The sequence below is a fragment of the Nocardia otitidiscaviarum NBRC 14405 genome, from assembly GCF_000308635.1.
In the GTDB taxonomy this organism is placed as follows: domain Bacteria; phylum Actinomycetota; class Actinomycetes; order Mycobacteriales; family Mycobacteriaceae; genus Nocardia; species Nocardia otitidiscaviarum.
The window spans coordinates 219,269-238,335 of the sequence record NZ_BAGD01000106.1 but is presented as its reverse complement, the minus strand read 5'-3'; the positions used below and the strand labels follow the sequence as shown (position 1 = coordinate 238,335).

The 19,067-nt window shown below is 67.4% G+C and carries 18 protein-coding genes and 1 tRNA gene; 14 read left to right on the top strand and 5 right to left on the bottom strand.

Features of this window, described 5'->3' with window-relative positions:
• The first annotated feature begins 101 nt into the window (after positions 1-101).
• The 4 genes from ON31_RS24935 (at position 102) to ON31_RS34870 (ending at position 4,314) form a co-directional block, all read left to right on the top strand.
• A complete protein-coding gene (locus tag ON31_RS24935) occupies positions 102-1,574 on the top strand; it encodes an FAD-dependent monooxygenase (protein ID WP_303621448.1) in 1,473 nt (490 codons plus the stop codon).
• Between the two features lie 199 nt (positions 1,575-1,773).
• Positions 1,774-1,992, top strand: coding sequence for a recombinase family protein (locus ON31_RS37620; RefSeq protein ID WP_039817137.1), 219 nt, complete (start codon positions 1,774-1,776; stop codon positions 1,990-1,992).
• Positions 1,993-2,191: 199 nt separating this feature from the next.
• Positions 2,192-2,560, top strand: coding sequence for a hypothetical protein (locus tag ON31_RS24925; RefSeq protein ID WP_147286998.1), 369 nt, complete (start codon positions 2,192-2,194; stop codon positions 2,558-2,560).
• 1,103 nt (positions 2,561-3,663) lie between these two features.
• Positions 3,664-4,314, top strand: coding sequence for a tyrosine-type recombinase/integrase (locus ON31_RS34870; RefSeq protein ID WP_255222242.1), 651 nt, complete (start codon positions 3,664-3,666; stop codon positions 4,312-4,314).
• Between the two features lie 67 nt (positions 4,315-4,381).
• Here the strand turns inward: ON31_RS34870 and ON31_RS24915 are convergent.
• Positions 4,382-4,454, bottom strand: a tRNA-Ala gene (locus tag ON31_RS24915).
• Positions 4,455-4,583: 129 nt separating this feature from the next.
• Here ON31_RS24915 and ON31_RS24910 point away from each other — a divergent pair.
• Positions 4,584-5,534: a phosphotransferase family protein gene (locus tag ON31_RS24910; RefSeq protein WP_147286997.1), complete on the top strand. Its 951-nt coding sequence runs from the start codon at positions 4,584-4,586 to the stop codon at positions 5,532-5,534.
• Here ON31_RS24910 and ON31_RS24905 read toward each other — a convergent pair.
• Positions 5,516-6,148: a TetR/AcrR family transcriptional regulator gene (locus tag ON31_RS24905; protein WP_039817134.1), complete on the bottom strand. Its 633-nt coding sequence runs from the start codon at positions 6,146-6,148 to the stop codon at positions 5,516-5,518. The two genes, ON31_RS24910 and ON31_RS24905, sit on opposite strands and share 19 nt — an antisense overlap.
• A gap of 222 nt (positions 6,149-6,370) precedes the next feature.
• Positions 6,371-7,066: a uracil-DNA glycosylase gene (locus ON31_RS24900; protein ID WP_051037730.1), complete on the bottom strand. Its 696-nt coding sequence runs from the start codon at positions 7,064-7,066 to the stop codon at positions 6,371-6,373.
• Positions 7,067-7,182: 116 nt separating this feature from the next.
• Here ON31_RS24900 and ON31_RS24895 point away from each other — a divergent pair, with 116 nt between their 5' ends.
• The 7 genes from ON31_RS24895 to ON31_RS24865 all read left to right on the top strand — a co-directional run bounded on the left by ON31_RS24895 (position 7,183) and on the right by ON31_RS24865 (position 14,902).
• On the top strand, positions 7,183-7,875 hold the full coding sequence (locus ON31_RS24895) for a trimeric intracellular cation channel family protein (protein ID WP_039817132.1): 693 nt from the start codon (positions 7,183-7,185) through the stop codon (positions 7,873-7,875).
• A gap of 126 nt (positions 7,876-8,001) precedes the next feature.
• Positions 8,002-8,445, top strand: a complete 444-nt coding sequence (locus ON31_RS24890) for a GyrI-like domain-containing protein (RefSeq protein ID WP_029931205.1) — start codon at positions 8,002-8,004, stop codon at positions 8,443-8,445.
• Positions 8,442-8,876: an effector binding domain-containing protein gene (locus ON31_RS24885; RefSeq protein WP_039817131.1), complete on the top strand. Its 435-nt coding sequence runs from the start codon at positions 8,442-8,444 to the stop codon at positions 8,874-8,876. The genes ON31_RS24890 and ON31_RS24885 overlap by 4 nt, the downstream gene beginning before the upstream one ends.
• Positions 8,877-9,129: 253 nt before the next feature.
• The gene (locus tag ON31_RS24880; RefSeq protein ID WP_051037708.1) at positions 9,130-9,867 is read left to right on the top strand and encodes a hypothetical protein; all 738 of its coding nucleotides are present in this window, start codon (positions 9,130-9,132) and stop codon (positions 9,865-9,867) included.
• Positions 9,868-9,870: 3 nt separating this feature from the next.
• Positions 9,871-12,015: an Rv1355c family protein gene (locus ON31_RS24875; RefSeq protein ID WP_051037707.1), complete on the top strand. Its 2,145-nt coding sequence runs from the start codon at positions 9,871-9,873 to the stop codon at positions 12,013-12,015.
• A 67-nt stretch (positions 12,016-12,082) separates the two neighbouring features.
• A complete protein-coding gene (locus ON31_RS24870; RefSeq protein WP_051037706.1) occupies positions 12,083-13,888 on the top strand; it encodes a putative bifunctional diguanylate cyclase/phosphodiesterase in 1,806 nt (601 codons plus the stop codon).
• 144 nt (positions 13,889-14,032) lie between these two features.
• On the top strand, positions 14,033-14,902 hold the full coding sequence (locus tag ON31_RS24865) for an SDR family oxidoreductase (protein WP_039817129.1): 870 nt from the start codon (positions 14,033-14,035) through the stop codon (positions 14,900-14,902).
• On the opposite strand, the gene soxR is transcribed toward ON31_RS24865, so the two are convergent.
• Positions 14,856-15,371, bottom strand: a complete 516-nt coding sequence (soxR, locus tag ON31_RS24860; protein ID WP_051037705.1) for a redox-sensitive transcriptional activator SoxR — start codon at positions 15,369-15,371, stop codon at positions 14,856-14,858. The genes ON31_RS24865 and soxR overlap by 47 nt on opposite strands.
• Positions 15,372-15,671: 300 nt before the next feature.
• Here soxR and arcA point away from each other — a divergent pair, with 300 nt between their 5' ends.
• Together arcA and ON31_RS24850 are read left to right on the top strand one after the other, a co-directional pair.
• Positions 15,672-16,901, top strand: coding sequence for an arginine deiminase (arcA, locus tag ON31_RS24855; RefSeq protein ID WP_051037704.1), 1,230 nt, complete (start codon positions 15,672-15,674; stop codon positions 16,899-16,901).
• 7 nt (positions 16,902-16,908) lie between these two features.
• Positions 16,909-17,280 (top strand): GntR family transcriptional regulator, encoded by a 372-nt coding sequence (locus ON31_RS24850; RefSeq protein ID WP_039817128.1) that lies wholly within the window; start codon positions 16,909-16,911, stop codon positions 17,278-17,280.
• 7 nt (positions 17,281-17,287) lie between these two features.
• Here the strand turns inward: ON31_RS24850 and ON31_RS24845 are convergent, their stop codons facing one another.
• Positions 17,288-18,895, bottom strand: coding sequence for a dolichyl-phosphate-mannose--protein mannosyltransferase (locus ON31_RS24845; protein WP_039817126.1), 1,608 nt, complete (start codon positions 18,893-18,895; stop codon positions 17,288-17,290).
• Positions 18,896-19,067 lie beyond the last annotated feature (172 nt).

Here is a 19,067-nt window from a genome sequence, read left to right as displayed (position 1 = left end):
GCCTCGACGACAGCGTTCGCGAGCACAATGTCACCGCTGGTGACGTCTCCGACCGCCGGTCGCTGTCCTCCGACACCGATCGCACGCCCCTCACGTTCGACGTGATCATTGCCGGATGCGGACCAACCGGCGCGATGCTGGCCGCCGAACTGCGTCTGCACGACGTGCGGGTACTCGTTCTGGAGAAGGAAACCGAGCCCGCGTCGTTCGTGCGCATAGTCAGCCTGCACATACGCAGTCTCGAGCTGATGGCGATGCGCGGACTGCTGGATCGCATTCTCGAACACGGAAGGCGGCGTCCGGTCGGCGGTATCTTCGCCGCCATTCCCAAACCCGCGCCCGAAGGCCTGGATTCCGCGTACGCCTATCTGCTGGGCATCCAGCAACCGGTCATCGTTCGCCTGCTCGAAGAACATGCGATCGCGCTGGGTGCGCAGGTCCGGCGCGGTTGTGCGGTGGCCGGTTTCGAGCAGGACGACGAAGGGACGACCGTCGAGCTTGCCGACGGTGAGCAGTTGCGTGCGCGTTACCTCGTCGGCTGCGATGGCGCGCGCAGCGCGGTACGCAAACTGCTCGGCGTCGGCTTCCCCGGCGAGCCCTCACGCAACGACACCCTGATGGGCGAGATGGAACTGGATGTGTCACAGGAGGAGATCGCCGCCAAGGCGGCCGAGATATACAAGACCAACAAGCGATTCAGTCTCCGGCCCGTGGGTGAAGGGACCTACAGCGTTGTCGTCCCCGCTGCGGGAGTCAGTGATCGCGCGGAGCCTCCCACCCTCGAGGACTTCAAACTACAGTTGCGCGCCCTCGCCGGAACCGATTTCGGCGTACACTCCCCGCGCGGGTTGTCCCGCTTCGGCGATGCCACTCGGCTGGCCGAGCGCTATCGGGTCGGGCATGTGCTGCTGGCCGGCGATGCGGCGCACATCCATCCGCCCGCCGGCGGTCAGGGCTTGAACCTGGGCATTCAGGATGCGGTTAACCTCGGCTGGAAACTGGCCGCACAGATCCGCGGCTGGGCGCCGGAAACACTGCTGGACACCTACCAGGCTGAACGCCATCCGGTCGCCGCGGACGTGCTGGACAACACGCGCGCCCAGATGGAACTGCACGCCACCGAACCAGGCCCGCAGGCGGTGCGCAGGCTGCTCACCGAATTGATGGACTTCGACGAGGTGAGCCGCTATCTGATCGAGAAGATCACCGCGACCGGCATCCGCTACGACTTCGGCGAGGGGCCCGACCTGCTCGGGCGCCGACTGCCCGACATCGACCTGCAACAGGGCCGCCTCTACGGTCTGCTGCATCGCGGGCGCGGCCTGCTGCTGGACCGCACCGAACGCCTGACCGTCGGCGGCTGGTCAGACCGGGTCGACTACCTCGCAGATCCCGCTGCGGAACTGGATGGTCCGTGCGTCCTGCTACGCGCCGACGGCCATGTCGCCTGGATCGGCGACGATCAGCAGGACCTGGACGACTGTCTGTCCCGCTGGTTCGGCGAACCTGCCACTGAATTCACGTTCGAGCAACCGAAAGCCTGTGAGGAGGATCGGGCGGCCGCTGAGGACTGACCAGCGGAAGGCGTGTGAGGCGGCCAGGCCGCCTCACATGCTGCGACACACGTGGATGATCACTCGAGTCGAAAACGATCGTTGGTGAGACACGGTGCGACCCAATCCGTTCCCACAGATCGGGGCGCCTCGGATTCGTAAAGATTGCCATGTCCGCGTCAACGTCAACCTGTCGGGGGTGCGCAATACACTCCCCGCCATGCGAATCGGCAACGGGCGGGTCTCCACCCGCGACCAGCACCCCGAAGCCCAGCACGACGTGTTCACCGCCGCTGGCTGTGAGCAGATCTTCATCGACGAGGCCTCTGACAAACTCGCCTCCCGCCCCGAGTTGATCCAGCTGACCCGATGGCGGCACTGCAACGGCCGCGTCCTGGGGCGCACGCCACAAACCAGGCCCGTGGATGTCTGGTCTTGAGCCTGCCCTCGCACGCAGTCAAGTCCCTGGAAACGGCGGGGCTCCTCCGGACCGACTACACTCCATACCAGTCGGTCTTCAAGCCGGAATCGTTCCCCATAATTGCCATGCTGTTGGCCAGTGGCGAAGCGCATTGGTCCATATACCCCGCAGGGTGAGGTGCGCAATGAGGGAAACTCAGCCAGACAGATATGCGGACATGCCGATCCAGCTCTTCCACTTCCCCGACCCGGTCCTGGTCGATGGGTGGTGGCGCAGCGACTGGCGGTTCACCCTCCCGGAAGCAGCGGACCTCTCGACCTTCGAGATTCCGGTGCCGCAGGAAACCTTCAGGGAGGCGGTCGTCGTGATCCGCACGACCGAAGGTGGATCGGAGTTCACGGTTCGAACGTACGACCGTGCGGGGCCGGAAATCGCCGTGTCGTTGATTACCTACCTGAGCCTGTTTGCGTTGAGCTTGAAAGAGGAATTCGGCGACGAGGTGGCGTTCGAAGGCCAGCGAGACCATCCGCTTTTCACCATCTCACGGAGGCCCCCAGGCCCTTCCCCAGCCTCTATCCGCGAGTAGCGCGGGACAGGCCGGATTGAATCGTGATTCAGGATAGGTCTGGATGGGCAGTAGGCAGGGGCTTTGGGGGCGTTCAGTTGCTGGCAGGCCGGATTGTGTGCATGTCGTGGCAGAGGCTGCAGTTGGTCACTGGGGGGATCGGGTTCGGGGAGATCGGGGTGACGTCGAGGAGGGCTTGGGTCGTTCGCCGTCGGCGATACGGTTCCAGCGGGCGTCGAGGGTGAGCCAGGCATCGTTGGGGGTGAAGCGCACGCGGGCTCGTGTATCGGCGGACGTTGGTCGCGAGTTCGTAGCAAGTGGTGGCGGCCAGCATGTGGCTGCCGTTATCGAGTTCGGGATTGTGGTGACGCCATCCGGCCAGCGGGCTATCGGGTTCGGTGAGCCATGGTGCGGTCGGGGCCGGTGCCGGAGGCGTGGGCGGCGATGTGGAGCTGGTGGGCGTTGCCGTCTTCGTAGATTTTGGTCGCGGTTCCTGCCCATCGGTCGGTGGGGTTGTCGAGGTTGAACAGGGAGAAGAAGCCTGGCCTGTCGGTGAAGTTGTGGAAGCCTGCCAGCTTTCGGGCACCGTGTGGGCGGCGGGTGTGTCGAGGTAGGACAGTCGCAGCAGGTATTGAGCCGGAGGTGTGCTGGTCGCGATGCCTGCGGCGTTCCACTCAACGGACCCGATTTTCGGGATTTCAGGAATGGGGTCACTGCGGGCACGGTCCACACGGCGACGGCGTTCACCGATCCGAAGGGCCCGAGGACCGGGATGGCGATCATGCGCAACTCCCGGCCTCCGGTGACGGTGAAGCATTCGGTTTCGGCGGCACCGAAGGTGGTGCACGACCCTGGCGGGCGCATGTCGAACCGCGCTGGGCGACAACCGCGGTGCGCGATATCCGCACTCCGGCCGTGCGGGCTTGGGTCGCGGAGATGGTCGACAACGGCGCGGGGGTGTCGACTATCGAGAACGCGGTCGGCATCCTGCGCGGTATCTGTGAGGCCGCGGTGGAAGAGCGGCAGATCCCGCGTAATCCGTGTGCTCGGGTGAAGCTGCCCAAACGTCGGCACCGGCGCCGCGGGTACCTCACCCACCTCAGGTCGCGCAGCTTGCCGACGAGGTGACCGAAAATGCTACGGCGGTAAGGTTTCTCGCCTATGCCGGGCTGCGCTGGGGTGAGATGGCGGCCTTGCGTGTGGCGTTATTCGACATGCTCCGCTGCCGCGTCGATATCCGCGAAGCTGTGGCGGAGGCGGACGGCCGTCTGGTGTGGGATACCACGAAGGGCTACAAACGCCGTTCGGTCCCGTTCCCGCGGTTCCTGGTCGCCGAACTCGCCGTGCTCATGCGGGGCAAGGATCGCGATGCGTTGGTGTTCACCTCCGCCGAGGGGGAAGTCCTGCGGGTGTCGACCTACCGGCCGCGCGTACTGGTACCGGCGGTCCGGCGGTTCCGAGCAGCCATCAAACGGGCTCGCGCGGAGGAGATCACGAAGACGGGGGAAGCCAAGACGCCGGAGTTCCCCATCGTCACCCCGCACGACCTTCGGCACACCGCTGCGTCGCTGGCGATCAGCGCGGGCGCGAACCCCAAGGCGGTACAGATCATGCTCGGGCACAAGTCGGCAGCGATGACCCTCGATACCTACGCCGATCTCTCCCCCGATAATCTGGAGGCGGTCGCGGACGCTCTCGACCGCGCGGCGCGGGCAGCTAACACCGACGCTGCGGACGGACTGCGGACCGGCACCGACGAACAAGATTCCAGCTAGTCCCGGAACAGCAAACCGCCCCTGACCCTTACCAGGTCAGGGGCGGTTTTTTCACTGCCTCTGAAAGTGGAGCTAAGGGGAATCGAACCCCTGACCTCTTCGATGCGAACGAAGCGCGCTACCAACTGCGCTATAGCCCCGTGCAGTCCGTTTCCGGTCTGCGGTGAAGAACTTTAGCAGGTGGGTTCAGGGGAGGACGAATCGGCTGGTCAGAGGGGTGTTTGGGGCGGAAAATCGGTTGTGGGGGTGTTTAGGATTCGGGGGTGGACATGAGTGCGAGTATCGAGCTGCCGGGGGATTGGGACGGGCGGGTTCGGGGGGCCTTGGCGGGGGCCGGGGAGTTGGGGGTGGAGTTGGCCGCGGGGGAGATCGCGGTGTTGGGGGCGGGGATGGAGAGTGTGGCGATGATCGTCGCGGTGGGGGAGCGGCGGTATGTGATGCGGTTGCCGAAGGGGGAGTGGGGGGCGGAGGGGATGGTGCGGGAGGCTCGGTTGCTTCCGGAGTTGGGGCCGCGGGTGGGGCTGCCTATTCCGCGGTTCGCGTTCACGGCGCCGAATCCGTTGGGGCCGGGGGAGTTCTGTGTGTATCCGGTGGTACCGGGTGAAGTGGTGCTGCCGGAGGAGTGGCATCGGCGTGGGCTGCTCGGGGCGGGGACGGCGCGGCAGGTGGCGGAGTTTCTGGAGCAGGTGCACGCGTTTCCGGTGGAGCGGGCGGTCGAATTGGGGGTGGAGGTGGCCGATTTCCGGGCGGACTTCTCGGAGACCCTGGACATGCTGGAGGACGAGGTCGTGCCGCTGTTGGATGCGCAGCGGGGGCGGCGGTTGGTGGCGGTGTACGAGCGGTACCTGGGCGATGCGGAGAATTTCGCGTACCGGCCGACCCTGATCCACGGGGATGTGAGCCTGGATCATCTGCTGATCGAGGGCGATCGCATCAGCGGAGTAATCGACTTCGGGGATACGCAGGTCGGGGATCCGGATTACGACCTGTGCTACCTGTGGGCGGAGGCGGGTGCCGACTTCGTGCGGCAGGTGCAGCAGGGGCGCGGGCGGGAGCTGGACGCGTCGCTGGTGCGCAAGCTGGAGTTCTGGACCTGCGCCGACCCGGCCGACGACATCCTGCACGGGATCGAGAACGATATGCCGGACCTTCGGGAACAGAGCCTCGGCCGCCTGGTGCGGGCGCTGGACGGGCTCACGGATCAGGCGGGGGTGCTGTAGGCCAGCACGACCTGGAGGAACAGGTCCACCCGTCCCTCGCGGACGGCGGGATTGTCCGGTTCCAGCAGGCATTGGGCGAGGGTGCCGTCGTGGACGGCGACCAGTGCGCGGCCCAGGGCGCGCGGATCGGGGACGATGCGTCCCGCGCGTTCCAGCAGCGTCACGATCACGGGGATCAGGGCCGCGGCGATCGACTCCTCCCGAGCCACCATGGCCCGGCGCAGCGCCGGGGTGCGCAGGGCGTGCGCCGTGAACTCCGAGGTGATGCGAAACCACTTGTCGTCCACGGGAACCGCGGCCAGCACATGCTCCACCACCTGTCGCGGCTGCGACACCGTCACCGCGGCGGGCGCGTCCAGAACCGCCCGCACCTCGCTCAGCATCCGGCTGGAGCGCTGCTCCCACATGGCGAGGAACAGTTCCTCGAGCGAGGTGAAATTCGAATAGAACGCGCCCCGGGTGAACCCGGCCCGCTCACACACCTGCTCGACCGAACACCGCCCGAACCCCTCATCCGCGAACGCGTCGAACGCGGCGTCCAGCAACCGCTGCCGGGTCTGCTCCCGCCGCCGCCCGCCGCGCGGCTCGGCCACCTCGGCGGCGACCTCATCCACACTCTCGTCACCCCTGCTCACGCCCGCATCGTAACGAGCCGCGCCGCGTGGCCGACCGGACTACCGATCACGCCCGCCGCCGGAGCCGCCACCAGCACCCGTCGAAGCCACGCCCGCGATGGGCGAGTAGGGCACGGCGGTCGCGAAGTCGTCCGCGACCGGATGGACCGCCAGCCGCGCACACGCCATCAGCGGCCGGAACTTCGGCGATCGCCGTACCGGTTATCGATCATCGAGACCCGCGGCCGATTTCGCCTCGGCCAGCACGGCTTCCAGCATGGCCGGAGTCAGGCGGCCCGTGAAGGTGTTCTGCTGGCTGACGTGGTAGCTGCCGAACAGGTGCAGGGGTGTGCGGTCGGGGTGGGCGGGGGTGATGGTGGTGTGGACGCCGTGGCCGAACTTGGGTCTGGGTTTCGGTAGTGCCCAGCCGGATTGGGCGAGGGTCGGAAGCAGGGCCTGCCAGCCCCAGCCGCCCAGGACCACGATCGAGCGCAGCGTGGGGGCGAGGAGGTCGAGTTCGGCTATCAGCCAGCGGCGGCAGGTGTCGCGTTCGGTGGTGGTCGGTTTGTTGTCGGGCGGGGCGCAGTGGACGGGTGCGGTGACGCGGGCGCCGAGCAGGCGCAGGCCGTCGCCGCGGTGTACGGCGGTCGGTTGATTGGCGAGGCCGACGGCGTGCATGGCGGCGTAGAGGACGTCGCCGCTGCGGTCCCCGGTGAACATCCGTCCGGTGCGATTGCCGCCGTGCGCGGCCGGAGCCAGGCCGACCACCAGCAGTTTCGCATCGTCCGGGCCGTATCCGGGCACCGGCCGACCCCAGTACGCCTCGTCGCGGAAGGCCGCGCGCTTCTCGTCGGCGACCCGTTCCCGCCACGCCACCAGACGCGGGCAGGCTCGGCACTCGACGAGGTCGTCCTCCATGTCGGAGATCGTGCGGAACACGGTTCCAGCCAACCATGCCGCCCGCAACACCGTCCCATGACAGGCCGAAATCGGGCATCCGGGCATACTTAGCCCGATTGCCGAATATTTGCGACATGGAGGGTGCGTACATGGCCTACCTGGCGGAGCTGGGCGGTGCGGCCGGTATCGCACAGGAGGTGGGAGATCTGCTGGGGGTCTTCGCCTTTGCCGTGTCCGGTGCGCTGCTGGCAGTCCACAAGAGATACGACCTGGTCGGTATTGCCGTGCTGGCCGTCTGCACCGCACTCGGCGGCGGCATCATGCGCGATCTCGTCATCGGGGCGACGCCACCGGCGGCCTTCGTCCATCTCCGCTATCCGGCCACCGCGCTGCTGGCCGCGCTGATCATCTTCTTCTGGCACCCGCCGCGGCGACTCGTTCGCACCCCGCTCGCCATGGCCGACGCGGTCGGCCTCGCCAGCTTCTGCGTCACCGGCACCGTCACCGCCTACCACCACGGACTGTCGGCCTTCTCGGCCGCCGCGCTGGGCGTGCTCACCGCGGTGGGCGGCGGTGTCGTCCGCGATGTACTGGCCGGACGCACCCCGAGCATTCTGCGTCCCGACGAGGAGGTTTACGCCATCCCGGCGCTGGTCGGGGCCGCCGCCACGGCGACACTGCTGTATTTCGGCGTCTACACCTACTGGACGGGCGCGCTCGCGGGCGCGGTCGCCTTCGGCGTGCGGGTGGCCGCACTGCGCCTGCACTGGCGCGCCCCGCTGGCCCGTCCGCATCGCCGCCGGGACGCGGCGCCCGACGCACCGTGACACCCTGCTCGCGGTCGTGTCGCCAAGGCTGGGCTAACTCGGTTGATAGCATGTCGATGCTGGCCGACGCGGGCAATACGGATTGCGCACCTGCCCATGCGATCACACCTCGAGAGAGTTTCTTCCATGCAGTTTGAGATCGTCGAGCGGGACGAGACGTGGGTTGCCGGTCTGCCCGTGCGCAGTCCGAAACGCGCGCTCGGTGAACTGCGCGACCACGATCTGGAGGTGGCCTGGGCGGCGGTGCTGCATCAGGAACTCGGCGGCCCGCTGGCGGCGGCCTACACCGACTTCGCGGCCGAACTCGGCACCTACAACACGCAGATCGTCGGCTACCAGTGCGGTTCGTTCGACGAGGTCACCCGGGGGCATGTGGTGGCGCGGCTGCCGCGCGGCACGTACGCGCGGTTCTCCTCGGTCGGCAACTTCCCGCAGATCATGACCGATCTCTGGACCCAGATCGCGTTCGCCGAGGAGCACAAGCAGATCAAACGCACCTACACCGGCGACTTCGAGTGTTATCCGCACGCCTACAAGATCGACCTGTATCTGGCGGTCGAAGCCTCATGAGCTATTCGATCGTGGTGCGCCCCGGCGCGATCTACGGCGGCCTGGTGGTGCCGCGGGTCCGGCCCAGCTTCAAGGTGAGCAACAGTGAGCTCATCGAGTTCCTGCGCGACCGGCTGCGCGAGCGCAACGGCCTCGAACCGCCGCTGGCCACCGTCTACGTGCCGGATCCGGCGGGCAACTACAACGTGCTGGTGTCCTACGAGTACCCCGACGTGCACGAGGTGCCCGTCGGCGATGTGCTGATCAAGGTTCCCAAGGGCGTGTACGCCCGTTTCGAACCCAACGGCGACTATCACGATCCGGTCGAGGACGTCTGGGCCCAGGTCGACGATGCGACGGCATCGGCGGAGATCACCCGCGCCTACCGCGAGGAGATCGAGATCTGGCGCGGCACCTCCGAGGTGGAGCTCTTCATCTCCATCCTGATCTGATAGCTGCTAGTTAACTAAATTGGAACCAACCAGTCTTGTGGTTGTATTTCGTGACTGATAGCAATGATCTGACCGGGCGAAGTTTCCGCATGCACATGAGGGTTTCGGGAGATTTGCCAGACGCCTGGACAATTCCATGTGCGTGGCGGATACTCCCCTAGGTGCCTGCGTCGCGCGCGCTGGATGCATGAGCGTATCGGGACGAGAGTGTGTAGTGGCGCGATATGTCGCGTAGCAACGGAGTAGGAACTGTATGGCTGTCGATGTGATCGCGGAAAGCATAGGTCCGGACTTGCTGCGATTCAGAGATGAGCCGTCGGGGTGCATGTTCTACATCGGCACGCCGCAGGCGCATCCGCGGCTCTGGCGTCGCAACATCGACGGAGCGCTGGGCGTTTACCGGCACTACGGCGTCGATGTTGCTCTCGATTACGACAATGTGATCGACGGGCATTCCACCGCCCTGTTCATGACGGCCATCGATGCTGAAGGCCAGGTGGTCGCGGGCCTGCGTGCGCAGCGGCCGTACCGGCATGTCGACGAGGCCGCTGCCCTGCTGGAGTGGTCGGGACATCCCGGCGAAGCCCAATTCCGGAGGATGATCGCCGAGCGGATTCCGGCGGGCGTCGTCGAATTGAAGGCGGCTTGGGTCGCCCGTGATACCGAGCATCGGGTCGAACTCGGCGCCGCGATCCCTAGGGGCGCCGTCCATCTCACGAGGCTGCTCGGTGCGCGCTACGGGCTCGGGACTGCCGCCTCGCATGCCGCTGACCGGTATCGCACCGCGGGCGGCGTCATCGCGTGGTGGGTTCCCGCCGTTCCCTATCCGGATGAGCGCTACCGGACCGTTCCGATGTGGTGGGATTTGCAGAACCTCCGGTCCGTTGCGGAACCTTCGCAGATGGTCCTCATCGACTCCGAAACCGACCAGTTGTCAGGGTGTTTGGTGCATGGGTATGCCCACACCGCATGTCGGGGAGGGTCGGCGTAGGTCATGGCGACCGGTGATCCTGCGGCCGAACAGTATCGGCCGCTGTTCTTCGACGAATCCGACCCTGCGAACGCTGCGGACCTGGCACGGTTGCGGGCCGACCCCGCCGTTGTCTTTCGTGACTTGCGGGGTTTGCTGCACACCGAGTTCGGTGGGTTGGCGGACAGGCCGACGCGGGTGGAACCCGCCGATTGCGATCGCTGGGTCTACTACCCGTGGCGGGGGCTGGTGCTCGGCCTGCCGGGACCCGAGACGATGCGAACGATTCGCTTGGACCGAAATAGGAACAAAATCACGCGGGGCGAGCAGGAAATCCTCGCGCGGCAAAAGATCGGCATCGTCGGACAGAGCGTCGGTCATTCCATCGCGCATGTACTCGTGATGGAGGGCACATGCTGTGAGTTGCGTCTTGCTGATTTCGATGCTGTCGAGCTATCCAATTTGAACCGTTTGCCGGGAAGCCTGTTCGATATCGGTCTGAACAAGGCCGTGGTAGCTGCCCGCAGAGTTGCTGAGCTCGACCCCTACCTACCGGTACAGGTCTTCACGGGCGGCATCGATAGCGACAATGTGGACGTCTTCCTGGACGGCCTGTCCCTCGTCGTCGAGGAATGTGACTCCCTGGACATCAAGCTCGTGGTGCGGGAGGCCGCGCGTCGGCACGCCATCCCGGTCATCATGGATACCAGCGACCGTGGTCTGCTCGATGTGGAGAGGTTCGACCTGGAACCCTCCCGTTCGCCCTTCCATGGTTTGCTCGGCGATACGCGCGCTGCGGACTTGCGTGGATTGTCGAACCGTGACAAGGCACCGCACGTGGTACGGATTCTCGACGCTGCGGGCTTCTCGGTATCGATGGCGGCCAGTTTGGTCGAGGTCGGTGAAACCATCTCGAGTTGGCCGCAATTGGGCGGTGATGTGCATTTGGGGGCGGCGATCGCCGCGGCGGCCGTGCGGCGCATTGGAGTCGGAGGGAAGCTGCCCTCCGGTCGCACCCGCGTTGATCTGGAGAGTTGCCTCGATGCGATCGTCGAGCCGGTTCCGCCGGGCGACGCCGCTTGGGCGGACGATGAGCCGCAGTCGAAGCAGCGCAGCGGGGTCGCCGCGGTGCTGGTGGCCGCGCAGCGGGCACCGTCCGGTGGTAACGCGCAGCCTTGGACGCTACGACGCACCGTCGACGGTGTCGAAATCGCTCTCGCGCCGCAGCGATCGACTGCCATGGATATCGGATACCGCGGGAGCGCGCTCGCGGTCGGCGCGGCGCTGTACAACGCGCGAGTGGCCGCAGCCTCGGCAGGGCTGCTCGGTTCCAGTCGACTGCTGACGGACGGGCCTGTGCCACTGACCGCGGTACTCGCGTTGGGTGACGGCAGCGACCCGGCCCTCGCGCGCGACTACCCGGCTATTCTCGATCGCCACACCAACCGGCACTTCGGAACGGGCGCTGCGCTGGATGCCGATGTCCTGGCCGGTATCGCGGGGGTTGCCGAGGCTGCCGGTGGGTCGCTGCGGTGGGCCGCCACCCGGCCTGCGGTGACAGCGGCTGCGGATCTGCTGGGCGCGGCCGACCGCTGTCGGTACCTGACGCCCCGGATGCATGAGGAGATGTTCGCCGAGTTGCGCGGTACCGGCGACGATCTACGCACGGGTCTGGACCTGCGTAGTATGGAGTTCGCCCCTTACGAAGCGGCAACAATCGATCTCGTACGACGCGCCGACGTCATGGCCCGTGTGCGGGCATTCGACGGTGGCGCGGCGCTGGGTTCGTACACCCGCGACCGGGTGCTGTCGAGTTCGGCCGTCGTCGCCGTGACTTGTTGTATGCCTGCGCCCGACGATCGAGACGAACTAGCCGGGTATGCCCGTGCCGGTGAGGTCGTGCAGCGGGTGTGGATCGAGGCTGAGCGGTACGGTTTGGCCGTTCAGCCGGTATCGCCAGTCTTCCTTTTCGCTCGGCGGCCGGCGGAGTTGTCCACGGTTTCCCCGGAGTTCGCCGATACACTAACGTCACTTCAGGGCCGTTTCCTTGACCTACTGGAAGTGCCTGAGCACGAGACCATGGCATTGGTGCTGCGCTTGAGCTACGCGGCCGATGCCACGGTCCGCAGCCGGCGACTTCCGGTACCGGACGCGGACACCCGCGGTTAGTGAGATCGGAGACAACGTGCCTCGGCGGACGCTCGACTCACTGGTGACCCAGGTTGCCTCCGAGTTGATGGGTGTCGACGCCACCACCATGGTGGCGGCGAGCGAGCGCGTGCTGTCCTGGCTGGTCGAACACTTCGACGTGGATTTCAGCTACCTGCGGCACACCGATCGTGAGAAACGCGCGTCGATACTGATCGCCGAATGGCCGCACCGTCCCAGCTCCATCGAGCCGGACCCCCTACAGGTCATTCACTTCGAGGCTGCCGACTCGGTGTTCGCCATGAGCGAGAACCAGCTCGACGTCATGATCGTGCGCCCCAGCCACCCGTTCGACGACTATCAGGACACGATCGCGCGGTCCTCCGGCATCGCCAATGTGTCCACGGCGGCGGTACCGCTGGTCTCGCGCGGCGAATCGACCGGGCTGCTGGGATTCATCAAGCAGGGGGACCGGGAATGGTCCACCCGCGAGATCAATGTGCTGAAGGCGATCGCCGCGCTCTTCGCACAACTACAGGCTCGCGTGGTGGCCGAAGACCGCCTGCGCTACATCGCCATGCACGACGACCTCACCGGCCTGGCGAACCGCCGCGCACTGCTCGAGCATATGGAGGAGCGGTTGCGGCCCGGGAATCTGGGGCCGGTGGCGGCGTTCTTCCTCGATCTGGATCGGTTGAAGGCGCTCAACGACTTTCTCGGGCATACGGCGGGGGACAACTTCATTCGGACGCTGTCGGCACGACTACGCGAGAATCTGGATCCGGCGGATATGATCGCCCGGCTCGGGGGTGACGAGTTCGTGATCGTGCCGGCCAAGCCGATGGACGCGGTGGCGGCGGAGAGTGAGGCGGCGCGGATTCGGCAGCTCATCGGGCGGCGGGTCACCGTGGGTGGGGAATCGGTGAGTCGGGGAGCGAGTGTTGGTGTGGCCGTGGGGATTCCGGGGGAGACCACGGTGGCGGATGTGCTACGGCGGGCCGATCACGCACTGTTGTCGGCGAAGTCGAGCGGGGGCAACGGGGTCGCGGTGTTCACCGACGCCATGCGGGCGCAGTTCGAACTCCAGGACGATGTGGAATTGAATCTGCGCGGGGCGGTGGCGGACGGATCGCTGCTGTTGCACTATCAGCCCGAGGTGGATCTGCGGACCGGGCGGGTGGTGGCGCTGGAGGCGCTGGTGCGCTGGCAGCATCCGACCCGGGGGTTGCTACCGCCGGGGGCGTTCGTGGGGGTCGCGGAGGCCACCAACCTCGCGGGTGAATTGGGGCGCTGGGTGATTCGCTCGGCCTGTGAACAGTTCGCGAAATGGCGGCGGCGGGGGCTGGCGTCGAATGTGGTTATTCGCATCAATGTGTCGCCGGTGCAGCTGGTGAGTCTCGACTTCGTCGAGACCATGGAGGATATTCTGCGTCGCTTCGGCATCGACGGCTCGTCGGTCTGCCTGGAGATCACCGAACATGTTGTGGTGCAAGATCTCGCGCGCACCCAGGTGACGCTGCGCGGGCTCAAGCGGATGGGCGTGCAGATCGCCATCGACGATTTCGGCACCGGCTACTCCTCGCTGTCGCACCTCAAGGCGCTGCCGGTGGACGCGGTGAAGATCGACCGGGGTTTCGTGCAGCGGCTGGGCGCCAGCGCCGACGACCTGGCGATTGTGAAATCCATTGTTGGGCTTGCTGGTTCGTTCGGTCTCGGCGTCGTCGGCGAGGGTGTGGAGACGACCGTGGCGGCCCGCACGCTGGTCGCTCTGGGCTGCTATCGCGCCCAGGGATTCCTCATCGCGCGCCCCATGCCCGCCGAGGAGGTCCAGGCGCATCTGGCGGCCGGGCGGATCGCGTTGGATCTCGACCTGCCGGGGTCCGCGCCGCGCTAGGTACCTGGACGGCCGTCCGGTTGTTGAAATCGACGCGACCCCGGAAATAGGGGCGTTGTCATGGGACTTTCCAATGGCGAACAACTCTGTTCGCGGGTAGCGTGCCCCTGCGACAGGGCTGTCAACTTCGAGGGATGGATCAGCGTGCGTGGTCGTAAGCTCAGCGGCAAGAAGACTGTGATTACCGGCGCGGCGAGCGGTATCGGCCGGGCCACCGCTCTGGCGGCGGCGCGGAAGGGGGCGCGGCTGGTCCTCACCGATGTGAACGAGCAGGGCCTCGCCGAGGTCGTGGACCAGGTGCGCGCCGAAGGCGGGGTGGTCGAGAACTCGCGCGCACTGGATGTCAGCGACTACGAGGCCGTGACCGAGTGGGCCGAGCAGGTGCACGAGCAGCTCGGCTCCGTCGACGTGGTCATGAACATCGCGGGCGTATCCACCTGGGGCACCGTGGAGAACCTGGAGCATCGGCACTGGAAGCGCATGGTGGACGTGAACCTCATGGGCCCCATCCACGTGATCGAGAACTTCGTGCCCCCCATGGTCGCGGCCGGACGCGGGGGCGCGCTGGTGAACGTGTCCTCGGCGGCCGGACTGCTGGCCTTCCCGTGGCACGCCGCCTACAGCGCCAGCAAGTTCGGGCTGCGGGGGGTGTCGGAGGTACTGCGGTTCGATCTGGAGCGCCACGGCATCGCGGTGCACCTGGTGGTGCCGGGCGCGGTGGACACACCCCTGGTGCACACCGTGGACATCGTCGGCGCGGATCGCGACGATCCGCGAATCCAGGCGTGGATCAAGCGGTTCCGGCGGCACGCCAAGCAGCCCGAGCAGGTGGCCGACATCATGGTGCGGGCGGTGGAGAAGGGCACCTACCTGGTGCACACCCAGTTCGACATCCGCTTCGGCTACTGGTGGGCGCGGAAGTTCGCCTGGCCCTACGAATTCGTCATGCGCCGGGCCAACGACCTGTTCACGACGTTTCTGCCGAAGCAGGAGCGCACTCCGGATCAGGTTTGACACAGGTGTCCGCGGCGTGGATGTCGAGCACCCGGGCACCGGGCCCCTCGTCGCCCAGGTGATCGTGGGCGTTGACGATCTTGCAGGTGCCCAGTGACAGGCAGCCGCAGCCGATGCAGCCGGTGAGATTGTCGCGCAGCGCGATCAACTGTGCGATGCGGTCGTCCAGGTCGGCGCGCCACGCCGTGGACAGGGTCTCCCAGTCCCGGCGTGTCGGGGTACGGCCGTCGGGCAGGTTGTCCAGCGCCTTGCGGATCTCCGCCAGTGGGATGCCCACCTGCTGGGAGATGCGGATGAAGGCCACGCGGCGCAGCGTCTCACGCGGGTAGCGGCGCTGATTGCCGCTGGTCCGACGGCTGTGCAGCAGGCCCTCGCGCTCGTAGAAGTGCAGGGCGGAGACCGCCACGCCACTGCGTTCGGAGAGTTGTCCGGGCGTCAGTTCCTTCGCCTGCCATGACGCGTGTTGCATACCTGAACAGTACTCGAGGTTGTCAGGGTGCGCTCTCGCGCGGGCCGCGCGGCACCCGTGCTCTGGATGCGATGCGGCTGTTGTCCGCGGTGCTGCACCGTGTGCTCGCGTGCGATGCGGCTGGTTGGCTCTGCCTCTCGCGGCTCGGGTGCGGCTACCGCGGGCCCGGCTTGCGGGCGGGCCGCAGCCGGCGTGCGGCGGTGGTGCGAGCGGGTACGGACAGCCCCGCGTGCGGCGGCGCGAGCCCCGTGCGACGACCAATTCCCTGCCTTCGGCGCGAATGCGAACTACCGTCGTGTCATGGGAACTGAGGCTGCGCCCGCCGCGCGACCGTTTTCCGTGACCTCCGAGGTCGGCGCGCTGCGCACGGTGCTGCTGCATCGGCCGGGCGACGAGTTGCGGCGATTGACGCCGCGCAACAACGACCAGCTGCTCTTCGACGCCATCCCGTGGGTGGAGCGGGCGCAGCAGGAACACGACGCCTTCGCCGACGTCCTGCGCGGGCGCGGGGTGGAGGTGCTGCTGCTGGCCGATCTGCTCACCGAGACCCTGCGGGTGAGCGGGGCGGCGCGGATCCAGGGCATCTCCGGCGCGGTGGACGCGCGGCGGCTCGGGCATGTGCTCGCCGATGAGCTGGCCGCCTACCTGCGCACCGTGCCCGCGCCCGAGCTGGCCCAGATCCTCATGGCCGGAATGACTTTCGACGAACTGCCGTTCGGGCCGGACGCCACCTCGCTGGTGCGGCGCATGCACCACGGGCACGACTTCGTCATCGACCCGCTGCCGAATCTGCTGTTCACCCGCGATTCCTCGTTCTGGGTGGGCCGCCGCTTCGCCATCACCTCGCTGGCCATGCCCGCGCGGGTGCGCGAGACCTCGCTCACCGACCTCATCTACGCCTTCCACCCGCGCTTCCTGCACGTGCGCCGCGCCTACGAATCGCACACCGCCCCCATCGAGGGCGGCGACGTACTGCTGCTGTCACCCGGCGTGGTGGCGGTCGGGGTGGGGGAGCGCACCTCCCCGGCGGGCGCGGAGGCCCTGGCGCGCAGCCTCTTCGAGGACGACCTCGCCCATACCGTGCTCGTGGTGCCGATCGCCCAGACCCGTGCCACCATGCATCTGGACACGGTGTGCACCATGGTCGACGTGGACGCGGTGGTGATGTACCCGGCGGTGCAGGACTCCCTGTGCGCCTTCGCCATTCGCAAGACCGACGGCGGCGGTGTGAGCATCGGCGGCCCCGACCCCTTCCTGCGGGTGGCGGCCGACGCCATGGGAATCGGCAAACTGCGGGTCGTGGACACCGGTCTGGACGGTGTCACCGCCGAACGCGAACAGTGGGACGACGGCAACAACACGCTCGCGCTCGCGCCCGGTGTCGTCGTCGCCTACGAGCGCAATGAGATGACCAACGCGCGGCTCGCGGACGCGGGCATCGAGGTATTGCAGATTCCGGGGTCGGAACTGGGTTCCGGTCGCGGCGGTCCACGCTGCCTGTCCTGTCCGCTGTCGCGTGAGGAGGTGTGAGACGACCATGCTGGACATCCCGGTCGACCACCACTCGACGGTGCCGCCCTACGAACAGCTGCGGCAGGGCGTCATCGCCCGGGTGCGATCCGGTGAGCTGGCCGCCGGGACCAAGATCCCCACCGTGCGCGCGCTGGCCGCCCAGTTGCGGCTGGCCCCGAACACGGTGGCGCGGGCCTACCGGGAGCTGGAACAGGACGGTGTGCTCGAAACCCGGGGCAGGCTGGGCTCGTTCATCGCCTCCTCGGGCGACCCGACCAGCGATACGGCGGGCCGCGCCGCCACCGAGTACGTGAGCGTGATCCGCCGCCTCGGCCTGGACGACGAGGCGGCGGTGCGCTATCTGCGGGCCGCGCTGGGGGAATCCGACCCCGGTTGACCGGACGCTACCGCCAGCTCGGCAGCCACAGGTGGTCGTGCCAGTTGCCGATCGTGATCGGATAGGCCGTGAGAATCGGCCACAGCCAGATGAAGTTCGCGATCACCAGCGCCAGATACAGGCAGACGATGAGCAGGCCCAACCCCTGCCGCTCACTGGTCGGCGTGAACCGCTGCCACTCCAGCGCGCCCGATAGTCGTCGCCCGCTCGGCGCGGCGTGCCCGAGAATGTCGCCGAGCACCAGGGCCACGGCCATGGCCAGGAACGGGGCCAGCGGCACCGCGTAGAAGAAGTACATCTGCCGGTCCAGTGACAGGAACCAGGGCAGCAGGCCCGCGCCGTAGCCCACCAGCACCGCCGCGTACCGCCAGTCGCGCCGCACCAGCGTCCGCCACAGCGCCCAGCCCAGCACGGGCAGCGCCACCCACCACAGGGCGGGCGTGCCGATCAGCATAATGGCCTTCACACACTGCGAGCTGCCGCAGCCGGTGACGCCGGAGTCGGCGTAGTAGTAGAGCATCGGGCGCAGGCCCATCGGCCAAGTCCACGGTTTCGATTCCCACGGATGGTGATTGCCCGCCGAATTGGTGAGTCCCTCGTGGAAGCGCAGCACCTCCGCCGAATAGAACCAGAGCGAGCGCAGCGCGTCGGGCACCCAGGCGAACAGGCCGTCGCTGCCGAGTTTGGGACTGCCTACCACCCAGCGGTCGTAGGTGGTCTCGCCGCCGAACCAGGCCCACCAGGTGGCGAGGTAGACCAGCACCGGGACGACCACCAGGGCGTAGGCGGTGGGGACGAGATCGCGCACCGCGGTGCCCTGCCAGGGCAGGCGCACCCGGTAACCGCGCCGGGCGGCGAGGTCGAAGGCCAGGCTGAGCAGGGTGAAGGCCGCCACGAAGTACAGTCCCGACCATTTGGTTCCACAGGCCAGGCCGAGCAGCACGCCCGCGCCGAAACGCCACCAGCGCACTCCGAAGCGCGGACCGTACGGGCTGTCCCCGATCCGGCCCTCCCGGTGCACCCTGGCCATGCGGGCGCGCATCTCGTCGCGATCCACGATCAGGCAGCCGAACGCGGCGACCACGAACAGCGCCTGGAAGATGTCCAGCATGCCGATGCGCGAGGACACGAAGGTGACCCCGTCGGCGATCAGCAGAATGCCCGCGAACGCGCCCACCAGCGTGGAACGCGTCATCCGCCGCACGATGCGGATCACCAGCAGCACCAGCACGGTGCCGCAGACGGCGGCCGTGAACCGCCACCCCCAGCCGTTGTAACCGAAGATGGCCTCGCCGATGGCGATCATCTGCTTGCCGACCGGCGGATGCACGACGAGCCCGTACCCGGGATTGTCCTCGACCCCGCCGCCGGTCAGCACCTGCCAGCCCTGCGGCGCGTAATGCTTCTCGTCGAACACCGGCGTCTTGCCGTCGGTCGGATACCCCAGCATGAGGAACCGGGTGAACCCCGCGATGGCGGTGAGCACGAGCGTGACCACCCACCCGCGCACCCGATCGGTGGGCCCGATCTTCAGCGACGGTGTGAGCGGTGCCGGGCTGGACGTCGCCACCCCATTGTCCGGGGCGGACGGTCGAGTATCGGTCACCTGGGTCACGACCCGATGGTATGCGGTGCGCCGGTGGCGGGGCGCGGCCGGTGAGTTCGGGCGCGAGCCTCCGGCCTGAGCATGCGGCGCGCTCGTCTGTGGACGCCGGGTGGCGAGAGTGCGCGGGTCGCGGCCCCCGCACGATGCGGGTGTGTCGGCTTCGGCGGCGTCCGTATGCTGG

Bases quoted from the DNA above. Each gene is read 5' to 3' on its own strand.
- ON31_RS24925 (WP_147286998.1), top strand. From the start codon at position 2,192: ATGCCGATCCAGCTCTTCCACTTCCCCGACCCGGTCCTGGTCGATGGG.
- ON31_RS24880 (WP_051037708.1), top strand. From the start codon at position 9,130: ATGGCTGTCGATGTGATCGCGGAAAGCATAGGTCCGGACTTGCTGCGA.
- ON31_RS24875 (WP_051037707.1), top strand. From the start codon at position 9,871: ATGGCGACCGGTGATCCTGCGGCCGAACAGTATCGGCCGCTGTTCTTC.
- ON31_RS24890 (WP_029931205.1), top strand. From the start codon at position 8,002: ATGCAGTTTGAGATCGTCGAGCGGGACGAGACGTGGGTTGCCGGTCTG.
- soxR (WP_051037705.1), bottom strand. From the start codon at position 15,371: ATGCAACACGCGTCATGGCAGGCGAAGGAACTGACGCCCGGACAACTC.
- ON31_RS24870 (WP_051037706.1), top strand. From the start codon at position 12,083: ATGGGTGTCGACGCCACCACCATGGTGGCGGCGAGCGAGCGCGTGCTG.
- ON31_RS24910 (WP_147286997.1), top strand. From the start codon at position 4,584: ATGAGTGCGAGTATCGAGCTGCCGGGGGATTGGGACGGGCGGGTTCGG.
- arcA (WP_051037704.1), top strand. From the start codon at position 15,672: ATGGGAACTGAGGCTGCGCCCGCCGCGCGACCGTTTTCCGTGACCTCC.
- ON31_RS24900 (WP_051037730.1), bottom strand. From the start codon at position 7,066: ATGGAGGACGACCTCGTCGAGTGCCGAGCCTGCCCGCGTCTGGTGGCG.
- ON31_RS24850 (WP_039817128.1), top strand. From the start codon at position 16,909: ATGCTGGACATCCCGGTCGACCACCACTCGACGGTGCCGCCCTACGAA.
- ON31_RS24885 (WP_039817131.1), top strand. From the start codon at position 8,442: ATGAGCTATTCGATCGTGGTGCGCCCCGGCGCGATCTACGGCGGCCTG.
- ON31_RS24895 (WP_039817132.1), top strand. From the start codon at position 7,183: ATGGAGGGTGCGTACATGGCCTACCTGGCGGAGCTGGGCGGTGCGGCC.
- ON31_RS37620 (WP_039817137.1), top strand. From the start codon at position 1,774: ATGCGAATCGGCAACGGGCGGGTCTCCACCCGCGACCAGCACCCCGAA.